4 protein-coding genes are annotated in these 11,915 nt (G+C 43.4%); all 4 read left to right on the top strand.

Annotation, left to right across the window (positions count from 1 at the left end):
* Window positions 1-216 precede the first annotated feature (216 nt).
* The 4 genes from CLV32_RS20555 to CLV32_RS20570 all read left to right on the top strand — a co-directional run bounded on the left by CLV32_RS20555 (window position 217) and on the right by CLV32_RS20570 (window position 11,785).
* Window positions 217-8,091, top strand: coding sequence for a DUF7507 domain-containing protein (locus CLV32_RS20555; protein ID WP_133558840.1), 7,875 nt, complete (start codon window positions 217-219; stop codon window positions 8,089-8,091).
* Window positions 8,092-8,117: 26 nt separating this feature from the next.
* Entirely contained in the window at window positions 8,118-9,113 is a 996-nt protein-coding gene (locus CLV32_RS20560; RefSeq protein ID WP_133558841.1) for a PorP/SprF family type IX secretion system membrane protein, read from the top strand.
* Between the two features lie 11 nt (window positions 9,114-9,124).
* Window positions 9,125-11,137 carry an OmpA family protein gene (locus CLV32_RS20565; RefSeq protein WP_133558842.1) on the top strand — a complete coding sequence of 671 codons (2,013 nt, stop codon included), beginning with the start codon at window positions 9,125-9,127 and terminating at the stop codon, window positions 11,135-11,137.
* 273 nt (window positions 11,138-11,410) lie between these two features.
* A complete protein-coding gene (locus CLV32_RS20570) occupies window positions 11,411-11,785 on the top strand; it encodes a response regulator transcription factor (protein ID WP_133558843.1) in 375 nt (124 codons plus the stop codon).
* The last annotated feature ends 130 nt before the right edge of the window (window positions 11,786-11,915 follow it).

Below are 11,915 nucleotides of genomic sequence, written 5' to 3' on the forward strand. Positions count from 1 at the left end.
GAATAAAAACGAACAAATTATCTTAAAATACTGTAATTCAGTTTTTTATTAATCTATGATGGATATAGAAATGGTGTAAATGTGCTAAAAATGAACAAAATGAACATTTGAATGTCATTTTTCGCTAGACGTAAATGAACAACTTGAATGGTTGATTCGGCAATACTGATACTTAAAATTGCCGTAAGTATTATCGTTAAACTAAAATGCTAATCTATGTGCCCAACATCTACTATTCCTGAAAAAATTAAAAGGATCGTTTTCTTGTCCTTATGCATTCTAATAACGCTGATTCAGTTCAAATCGTATGGACAGGCTCCTTCAAAAAGAGTGTACGCAAATACGGTCCAGAAAAGTGCTGACGATCCGTTACTATTAATTCTGAACGCAGGCAATGTAGCGAATGAAGGAAATGCCGTAAATAGTGATCCTGCAAGTTTTGCTACACTTAACTCTACGGTAGTTCAGCTAGCAATCATCCGAATTGGCGGTGTGGCAGCAATCAGACTTAGATTTACAGGCGCGGAAAAGCCAGTTGCAAATACGCCAGTTTCGATCAAATTGGGACTAGGTGGAAATGTTTTATCTGTTTTGGGCGGTGCAACTGTTCAGGCAGTAAATGGAGCGGCAACTGATGTTGATGATAATCTTGGTAATACAGTCGGCCCTGTATATACGGTGTCACAATTGGCAACTGTGCTGGGAGGTACAAATCAGGTTGAGTTTTCTATCACGCCTACTCAGGCTTATGATGGTGTTCTGATTAGGCTCGCGCCACCTCAAAATCTCCTGTCTGCAGGTGTGCTAAGTTCGTTGCAAGTCTACCACGCTTATTTTAATGCACCAGCAAATGTTATGTGTAATACTGCTCAGGATGTGCTTTTTGGGAATACAGGGGTTATTGCAGGAAGTTTAAATCCGGTAGATAATCCATATAATGCGATCGATGGAAATGAAAATACAAGCGCATTTCTCAGAGGAAATGTAAGTGCCTTGAATAAAACATACCTCACTGCACTATTTCCTTCTCTTTCGCGTGCAGGAGATTCAGTGCGTCTTGTTGTACAGCCCCAAGGTGCTGGTCTCCTTGACTTAAATCTACTAGCCAGTAATTTTGTGGTTCGTACGTATAATAACAATACCGACAATGGTGCACTTACCTTGGACCCAGCTTTACTTCGTTTAACACTCCTCGGTGGAACCACAAATAAATATGTAGTCAGCTATCCTGTTACGGCCTTGTTTAATAGGGTAGAGGTCGCTATAGGCGATGGACTGGTCAGTGCGTTAACCGGACTGAATGTGTTTGAAATAGGGCGCAGGGCACCCTCGCCAACCCTTTCGGCGGTTGGGCTAACAAATAATACATTAACCATATGCGAAGGCGCGTCAGCAAATATAACAGTCTCAAATCCGGAAGCCGGAGCCACATACCGCTATTTTGATGCGGCTTCAGCTGGCAATGAAATTACTGCAGGCGTAACAGATAATGGAACTAAATTTTCTCCTCCAGGCTTAACAGCTGGTGTATACACCTATTATGTGGCCATGTACAGATCAGGATGTACTGATGCCGTATCTGCCAGAACAAAAATTACAATAACCGTTACACCAGGCGCTACTGCTGCTGCGATATTAGCTAATGACGTGCCAATCTGTTTAACTACACCAGCAACATCTGCTGTATTGACAGCCACGCTAGCCACGCCAGGTAGCATCGTTAACCCAGTATTTACTTATTATTTTGATGTCGCTAAGACACAGCCAGTTACCAATGGTACTGTCGCAGGCGTTACTTATCTGCTCACAGCAAACGGTCTAACAGTAACCGGGCTTACCGCTAATAAAACCTTCTATGTAAGTGTGCAGGGAACAGGAACTTGTGAAAACATGGCAGGATCATTGAAAACACAAACAGTTATAGTAAATGCAAGTCCGCAGCCAGTAATCGATATGTCTGGTACGCAGAATATTGCAGTAGGAGGATCGTTCACTTTGACGGCAACATCTGCAGGAGCAACATCTTTCCAATGGTATAAGGACAACGTGCTTACCGCTGAGGTTGGGCCTACATTGACAAGAACGAATGTTACTGCGGCTGACGCCGGTGTTTATACCGTCGTTGCCATTGGAGCTGGTGGCTGTGCTTCTATTCGTAGTGCATCAACAACCATTGTCGTTGCCGGTCTGGGTTCAACGAAAAGAATTACAAATGGACTGAATGCACAGGGAAGGATTGCTGCTGGGTCAGAGCTGACATACACGATAGAGCTTACGAATAATGGGTCTGCAACTGTTAATGGAGTCACCATTTCAGATGTGATCCCAACTGGAACTACTTACGTGTCAGCGAGTGCATCAAACGGTGGTACGCTAACTGGAAATACGCTAAACTGGACTGTTGCAGTGCCACAAGGTATAACGGCAATAACCTTTAGAGTTCTGGCAGCAGCTGACTTATCTGGAATTCCAACAATAACGAATACTGCAGATGTCACTATTCCAGGCGCCCCGCCTGTACTGCAACAGCCGTCAACCGGACCAGTACAGACAGAGCAGACAAGTACTTTTACGAGTTCTAAATCAGTCGCCGGACTCGTTGGAGGCCAGATCACTGCAGGCTCTCAACTCAGTTATACAATTTCTATTGTGAATACAGGTACCGTCGGACTAACAGGCGTCACAGTAAGTGATGTTATCCCGGCAGGAACAACTTATGTTCCGGGTAGCGCAAGTAACGGTGGTATATTAACAGGAAATACCCTCAACTGGAATGTGAACGTTCCTTTCGGTCAAACGCTGCCATTAACATTTAACGTTACTGCTGCGAGCAACTTAACTGGAATTCCTACTATCACAAATACCGCAACGGTTACTAATCCGGGAGATCCGACAAATCCGCAAACACCCGCTACACCACCGATTCCAACTACACAAACCAGACAGTTTACCAGCACAAAAGCTGTTAGCGGTCAAACTCCGGCAAATAGAATCATTGCCGGCTCGACTTTAACTTATAGTATTACAGTCAATAATACAGGAAATGTTGATCTGACTGGAGTTACAGTAGCGGATGCTATTCCAGCAGGAACCTCTTATATTGCTGGCACTGCAGACAATGGGGGTACATTGAATGGTGCGACGCTGAATTACGTTATTGATGTGCCATTTGGACAAAGTAAAACAGTTTCATTTCAGGTTAAGGTTAATGACGACCTAACAGGAATTTCAAGTATTGGAAATACTGCTACGGTTACTGATCCTTCAAATCCAGGGACGCCACAAACACCTGCATCTCCAACATATCCTACAGATCAAACTAATACCTTTACAAGTACTAAAACAGTTTCCGGGCTAAATGCCGGAGGAAAAATTGCTGCGGGATCTGAGCTGACCTTTACAATCAATGTTACAAATACCGGCAATACCAATTTAACAGGCGTTACCATAACCGATCCAATTCCTGTTAATACTACTTACGTTGCTGCAAGCGCAGATAATGGAGGCATCTTGACAGGAACAACACTCAACTGGACTTTAGATGTGCCATTTGGCCAAACTAAAACAGTAACGTTCAAAGTTAGAGTTGCGGATGACCTTACCGGAATAGCGTCAATAGGGAATATTGCTACAGTTACAAACCCTGCAGACCCCGCAAATCCACAAACACCAACCGTTCCCCCAGTGGCTACAGATCCAGTTCGTTCATTCACTAGCTCAAAAACTGTTGCGGGCTTAAACGCAGCAAGTAAGATCGCCGCTGGTTCAACATTGACGTATACCATTAATGTTCAGAATACAGGTTCTACAACGCTGACTGGGATAACGATCAGCGATCCAATCCCGGCTAACACAATTTATGTTGCGGGTAGTGCAGATAACAGCGGTACGCTGACAGGCACCACATTAAATTGGACAATTGATGTTCCCTTTGGGCAAACTAAATCCGTTACCTTCCAGGTAAAAGTTGCTGACGACCTAACTGGAGTAGCTTCAATTGGAAATACGGCAACTGTTACCGATCCCACAAATCCAACAACACCACAAACACCAACGGTTCCACCCGTAGCTACCGATCCGGTTCGATCATTTACCAGCACTAAAACTGTTGCAGGCTTAAATGCAGCAAGTAAAATCGCAGCAGGATCGACACTTACCTATACTATCAACGTTCAGAATACAGGTTCTACAACGCTGACAGGAATTACGATTAGTGATCCGATCCCGGCTAATACAACCTATGTTGCTGGAAGTGCAGATAACGGTGGTACCTTAACTGGTACTACTTTAAATTGGACAATTGATGTCCCTTTTGGACAAACTAAGGCCATTACCTTCCAGGTAAAAGTTGCTGACGACCTAACTGGACTAGCTTCAATTGGAAATACGGCAACTGTTACCGATCCAACAAATCCAACAACACCACAAACACCAACAGTTCCACCCGTAGCTACCGATCCGGTTCGATCATTTACCAGCACTAAAACTGTTGCCGGCTTAAATGCAGCAAGTAAAATCGCAGCAGGATCAACACTTACCTATACTATCAACGTTCAGAATACAGGTTCTACAACGCTGACAGGAATTACGATTAGTGATCCGATCCCGGCTAATACAACCTATGTTGCTGGAAGTGCAGATAACGGTGGTACCTTAACTGGTACTACTTTAAATTGGACAATTGATGTGCCTTTTGGACAAACCAAGCCTGTTACCTTCCAGGTAAAAGTTGCTGACGACCTTACTGGAATTCCTTCTATAGGTAACACGGCAACAGTAACTGATCCTACAAACCCAGGAACACCACAAACCCCCACCGTTCCGCCAGTACCTACAGATCCGGTTCGTTCATTTACCAGCACGAAGTCCGTTACAGGATTGAACGCAGCAAATAAAATTGCAGCAGGATCGACACTTACATACACAATTAACGTTCAGAATACAGGTTCTTCAACGCTGACAGGAATTACAATCAGTGATCCAATCCCAGCTAATACAACCTATATTGCTGGAAGTGCAGATAATGGAGGTACCTTAACTGGTACTACTTTAAATTGGACAATTGATGTTCCTTTTGGACAAACCAAACCTGTGACCTTCCAGGTAAAAGTTGCTGACGACTTAACTGGAGTGGGTTCAATAGGTAACACGGCAACAGTGACTGATCCAACAAACCCAACAACGCCACAAACACCAACTGTTCCACCAGTACCCACAGATCCGGTTCGTTCATTTACCAGCACGAAATCCGTTACAGGATTGAATGCCGCAAATAAAATTGCAGCTGGATCGACGCTTACTTACACTATTAGTGTTCAAAATACAGGTTCATCAACACTAACAGGTGTTACAATCACTGATCCGATTCCTGCCAATACAACATATGTTGCTGGAAGCGCAGATAATGGAGGTGTTTTAACAGGGACTACGTTAAACTGGACAATTGATGTGCCTTTTGGACAAACCAAGCCTGTTACCTTCCAGGTAAAAGTTGCTGATGATCTAACTGGAGTGGCTTCAATAGGTAACACGGCAACGGTTACTGATCCAACAAATCCAACAATACCGCAAACCCCAACCGTTCCGCCAGTACCTACAGATCCTACCAAATCGTTCGCCAGTACGAAAGCCGTTACAGGATTGAATGCTGCAAACAGAATTGCCGCAGGATCAACGCTTACTTATACTATTAATGTTCAAAATACAGGTTCATCAACACTAACAGGTATTACAATCAGTGATCCAGTCCCTGCCAACACAACTTATGTTGCCGGTAGCGCAGATAATGGAGGTGTTTTAACAGGTAACACGTTAAATTGGACCATCGATGTGCCTTTCGGACAAACCAAGCCTGTTACCTTCCAGGTAAAAGTTGCTGATGATCTAACTGGAGTATCTTCGATTGGAAATACGGCAACCGTTACCGATCCTACAAACCCAACAACGCCACAAACACCAACTGTTCCGCCAGTACCAACAGACCCAAGCCGTTCGTTTAACAGTACAAAAACTGTGGCCGGACTAAATGCTGCTGGTAAAATTGCTGCTGGCTCAACGCTTACTTATACCATTAACGTCCAAAATACAGGATCTACTTTACTGACCGGAATGACTATTAGTGATCCAATTCCAGTAAACACAACCTACATAGCAGGGAGCGCGGATAACGGCGGTACGTTAACAGGGAATACATTGAACTGGACAATTGATGTGCCTTTTGGACAAAGTAAAGCAGTTACATTCCAGGTGAAAGTTACCGACGACCTGACCGGTGTTCCATCTATCGGAAATACAGCAACGGTAATAGATCCTACTAACCCAGGAACACCACAAACGCCAACAGTGCCACCAACAACAACCGATCAGACTGCTGATTTCGCAGTCACCAGCATGGTTGTTAGCACAGGTACAGATGGTAAAGCCCATCCTGGAAATCAGTTAACCTACACAATCACAGTTAAAAATACAGGTAACGTAGCCCTGAATAATACAAACATTAGTGACCCGGTTCCTAACAGCACAACTTTTACTGCTGCGCAAAATGGAGGAGTTCTGAATGGAACAACCAATACAGTCGGGTTCGTTATTCCGACATTGGCACCAGGAGCAACAACTACTGTCAGCTTTACAGTTACTGTAAATGCAGATCTTACTAATACAACTGTTATCGCCAATACCGCTACAGTAACCAATGCAGCAATCCAAAAGACAACACAGGCTGATATACCTGCAGTTTGTACAAGTATGTCTGTTGCAAGTGTTACAGTGAACGGTGGAAACGGTGGTAACCTATGCGTTGCTCAGGCTGGTAATGTCGAAATTAGAGCTACCAGCACAGGTGTTACCAACCCAATGTATTACCTGTATAATAGCAGTACACTCGTTGCAACCAATACAACTGGCATATTTAGCGTTGCCGCAATTGCGGGCACTTCCTACACATATAGCATCGGCATTAGTGGTGCTGGAGTCTGTGAGTCAAGTGCTGCACAACGTGTATCTGTAACCTTTACTACAAGCACTATTCCACCAGTGCCTACTGTCGCACTGACCTCGGTTGATGTTTGTCTAAACTCACCTGCAGTATTGACCGTGACAAATCCGCAAGCAAATGCAACGTATAATTGGTATACTGCAGCCGTAGGTGGCACACTTGCCGGCTCAGGAATAACCTTCACAACTCCCGCCCTCAGTACTTCTACATCTTACTTTGTAGAAGGAGTCTCTGCCGGGGGATGCACCGCTGGTACAAGGACAGAAGTACGTGTTAATGTCCTCGGCAGACCGGTAGCTCCTGCTTCGATAACAGTGAATTCAGGTGTTGCCTGTAGTGGAACTGCAGCAGTACTTGCGATAAACAATCCTGATCCAGCCCTTACTTACCGTTGGTTCAGCGCAGCAACTGGCGGAACAGCACTCTCAACAGGTGTTACATTTACAACCCCATCGCTTGCAGTTACCACAATGTACTATGCTGAAGCAGTGTCAGCAGCCGGCTGCAGTAGCCCGACAAGAACTGCTGTAACGGTAACTGTACTTCCGGTACTTTCAGCTCCAGTGGTTACAGTACAAGCAACAACGCCTACTTCAGTAACATTCAGCTGGAATGCAGTGACAGGTGCAACAAGATATGAAGTTTCGCTTGATGGAGGTATCAATTGGCAAGCCCCAAGTTCGGGTTCGGCAGGTACCACTCAGGTGGTGATCGTAGCGAAACCAGCCATTTTGGTTAGTATCAGGGTACGCGCGGTTGGGCAGCAGGCCTGTCAAACCAGCGCTGTATCTACCCTGGATGGTACATCTGCTAATCCAATGGGCAATGGGGTGTACATCCCGAATACTTTTACACCAAATGGTGATGGCAGGAATGATTTCTTCCTGATTTATGGTAATACCATCGCAAGTATGACACTACGGGTGTACAATCAATGGGGTCAGTTTATCTTCGAATCCCGCAGACCTGAACTTGGATGGGATGGAACCTATAAAGGGCAGTTACAGCCTAATGGAGTATACGTCTACTACGTGGATGTGGTATTTCAGGATGGAACGAAAACGCTTAAAAAAGGATCAATAACCCTGTTACGATAATTCAACATTAACCTGAAATATACATTATGAAGAAGCTAACGAAAATTTTATCCCTGGGAATGTTGTTTACGCTTACAGCGCTCCAGACAAAAGCACAAATTGATCCGCACTTTTCACAATATTATGCCAATCCATTGTGGTTAAACCCGGCGCTCACCGGGGTAACTGATGGTGATTACAGAGTAACACTCAATGCAAAAGAACAGTGGAGCTCAATATCCAATTCATTTCTTACCGCCGGCGCCTCATTTGATATGGCGCCGGTAAAAAACTTTGCCTTTGGTGCGCTTGTAATCAATCAAAATGCCGGTGATATCAGCTATAATCAACTGAATGCACTGGTGTCAGGGTCCTATAGAATCCGGTTTGGTAACCGCGGATTAAATATGATCAATTTCGGATTGCAGGCAGGTATTCTCAATAAAAGTTTTGATGCCTCAAAGATCACCCTCGGAAGTCAATATAATCCAACTATGGGTTTTGACGACTCGATGGGTATGAATGAGTCTTTTAGTTCGTCTAACACACTGGTGCCAGATGTAAATGCTGGGGTAATGTTTTTTGATGGAAACCCAGATCAGTCAGTAAATACTTTTCTGGGGGTTAGTGCAGGACACCTCACTCGTCCGGTAGATAAATTTGTAGGAGCGAGTACAAAGATGCCCATCAGGTATACTGCTCATGGAGGGGCAAGGATCAAGGTTACAGAGATGCTTGACATTACTCCAAACGGTATATACATCAAACAGGGAAACGCGCGGGAGATTGCCGCAGGAGCCTATGCGCAGCTGATGCTTAACGCGGAGACGGATCTGCTTTTTGGCTCAAACTATAGAGTAGACGATTCTGCTATAGCCTTCTTCGGCTTACACCTGAAGAGTATTGTTGTAGGCGTGAGCTACGACTTTAACACTTCAGCACTTAACAGAGCCACAGGAAGTAAAGGTGGCTTGGAACTCTCACTCTCATTTACCAGTCGCAAGGGCATCACAGGTCCAAGCTTCTTTTGTCCTAGACTCTAATTTAACCACATATGAAACGTTATATACTCATTTGTTTGTGCCTGCTTACCGGCAACGCATTACAAGCACAGTTTGTGGCTAAAAGTAAACGTGCCGCAGATGTTTATTTTCAGCATAAAGATTATTATGCTGCGGCAGAATATTATAAAAAGTCTCTTCAGCTCAGTTCAGATTCTGGCGGCTTCGTACCACCCTATGGTTTCGATAAAAAGATTAAGGAAGAGAGTCCGAAAAGAGCCGATTATGAATATGCGGTGTATCAACTGGCACATTCATTACGACTATATAAAAACTTCAAAGACGCCGAGGGGTGGTATGCAATAGCGCAAGAGTTTGCCGAACCCCAATATGCGCAAGCCGGCTATTGGTACGGAGAAACGCTGATGACGAATCAGCGTTTTGCAGAAGCGATTATCGCTTTTCGCAATTTCCTCGCCAAAGACAAAACGAACGACGAGTACGCTGCTAAGTCAAGGATGAATATCGCTTCCTGCAATTTCGCATTGTATGAAATGTCTTATCCGAGACTCTATCAGCTAACACGGTTAACGAACGCTGTAAACGGCAAAGGATCAAACTATACACCTTACCTGATAGGTGGAAAATTCTATTTTACATCTTCAAGGCCAGTCAGTGTTGCTGGAAAAGATGAAGTGCTTGTCAATAAAAAAGATGAAAAAGTAATAAAAAAAGAATCTCCATATCTTAATTCTGTATATGAGGTGACAGGTGATCTGCTCAGTAGCCAGGTGAATTTGAAGCGTGTAGAATTTGACCCTAAAGACAAAGAGTCTGCTGCACCAGCAATTCATCCAAATGGAAAACTGATGTATGTAACGCGATGGAGTAAGGGAACAAGAAATATCTACGAAGTAACCGCCACAGGTGATGATAAAGATAAGGACAAGGAAAAAGTATGGTCGACCACGCAAGGGTTGGTAGCCAATATTAATGTGAATGGCTACAATTCTATGCAGCCTTTCATTTCTAAAGACGGAAAATATTTGATGTTTTCATCTGACAGGCCGGGTGGACAGGGAAAATACGATATCTGGTATTGCCAGATTCGAAAAGATGGAACGCTTGGGTTGGCAGTAAATATGGGCCCGAAGATCAACAGTAAAGAAGACGAGGAAGCGCCATATTATAACTCTACAACCAAAAGACTCATGTACAGCAGTGCAGGAAAAGTAGGTCTAGGGGGGCTGGATTTTTACGAGTCCATGGGTGACTTCAGCACCTGGACCGATCCTACCAATATGGGCTATCCTTTTAATTCATCAAAAGACGATGTCTATTTTACACCAACAGACGACCTTGATAATACGGGGTATATCAGCTCCGACAGGCAGTCTGTGTGCTGTTTGGAAATCTTTCATATCAAAAGAGATTATCTGAACGTGCAGGGTAAATTGCTGGACTGTAAAACTAACAAGCCTCTGGTAGGGGCAACAGTTACATTGACGGATTCAACTGGCCAGCACAAGGCTATCACCGATGCTCAAGGTATATATAAGCTCAACATAACAACCAATAGAAAAGTAAAATTGCTTGCCGAGATGCCAGAGTATTTTGCTAAGGTGGTGAATTTCGGATATGAAACCCTGTCAAAATCTGATACACTGTTTAGCTCTGACCTTTGTTTAGTCCCTTTTAAGGTCGATAAGCCAATAGTATTGAAAGATATCTATTATGAGTTTAACAGTGCAGAGCTAAATGATGCCTCCAAAACAACGCTTGATCAGCTCTTTACCATTATGTCTGATAATGAGAGCATAGAGATAGAACTCAGCGCTCATACAGATAATATTGGTACGGCAGAGTATAATCTGGAACTTTCTGAAAAAAGGGCCAAATCTTGTGTCGATTATCTCATAGCCAAAGGTATTCCAGCCAGCCACATGGTTAGCAAGGGCTACGGTTTTACAAAACCTATTGCACCAAATCAGCTGCCTGATGGTAAAGACAATCCTGAAGGGCGGCAGATGAACAGACGCACTGAATTTAAAGTAACAAAAAAATAATATTAACGGTTCATAGGTTGATCTGCTTCAAACTTAACGAACTTAAAATCTGAACTGTCCTTCCTCATATACCAAACCTTGTAGCTTTGATTTGGTGGTATGGTAAAATGGAAGGATAGTTCATTTATAGTTTTATCCTTCGGGAGAAACCCAGGCAATAGCGTATCCGCGATGCTTGTTATCTGATCTTTGTTGTACATATCCGCTAAAAAAAACAAGTATACCTGTTTTTTTTTGATCAACTGGCACCAAACTTGTTGAGCTTCTTTTTTTATGATGAAGCGTATACTAGTCGTTGAAGACGACCCTGATATTTTAGAAGTGATACAGCTTGCGCTGGAATTGAATAATTATAAAGTCTTTCCGCTAATGACCGGAAGGCCCGTTTTTAGAATTATCGACGATTTTAAACCCGATCTTATTATCATGGATATCAGACTTGATGGTATGGATGGCAGGGCAATCGTTAAAGAAATACGGTCGAGACCAGAAACGGCAGATATTCCTGTACTCATGGCTTCAGCAGAATTTTCGGAGGATTACATCATGCGGGAACACTTGCTGGGAAACGACTATCTCGCAAAACCTTTTGAAATTGCTGTACTTTTAAAAAAAATCAAGAATCTTTTAGAGGCGTCTCCGGTTTAAAGAAATTATTTTTTGCCATGATGCTGAGCTAAAAAAAATTCGCGCGACTACTCTTTTTAATCATCATGCTTTCTATTGATGAAAATATAGTGTCTACTTTATCAAATCTTCAAAATTTCTTTGTCCATAT

The sequence above is a fragment of the Pedobacter duraquae genome, assembly GCF_004362245.1.
In the GTDB taxonomy this organism is placed as follows: domain Bacteria; phylum Bacteroidota; class Bacteroidia; order Sphingobacteriales; family Sphingobacteriaceae; genus Pedobacter; species Pedobacter duraquae.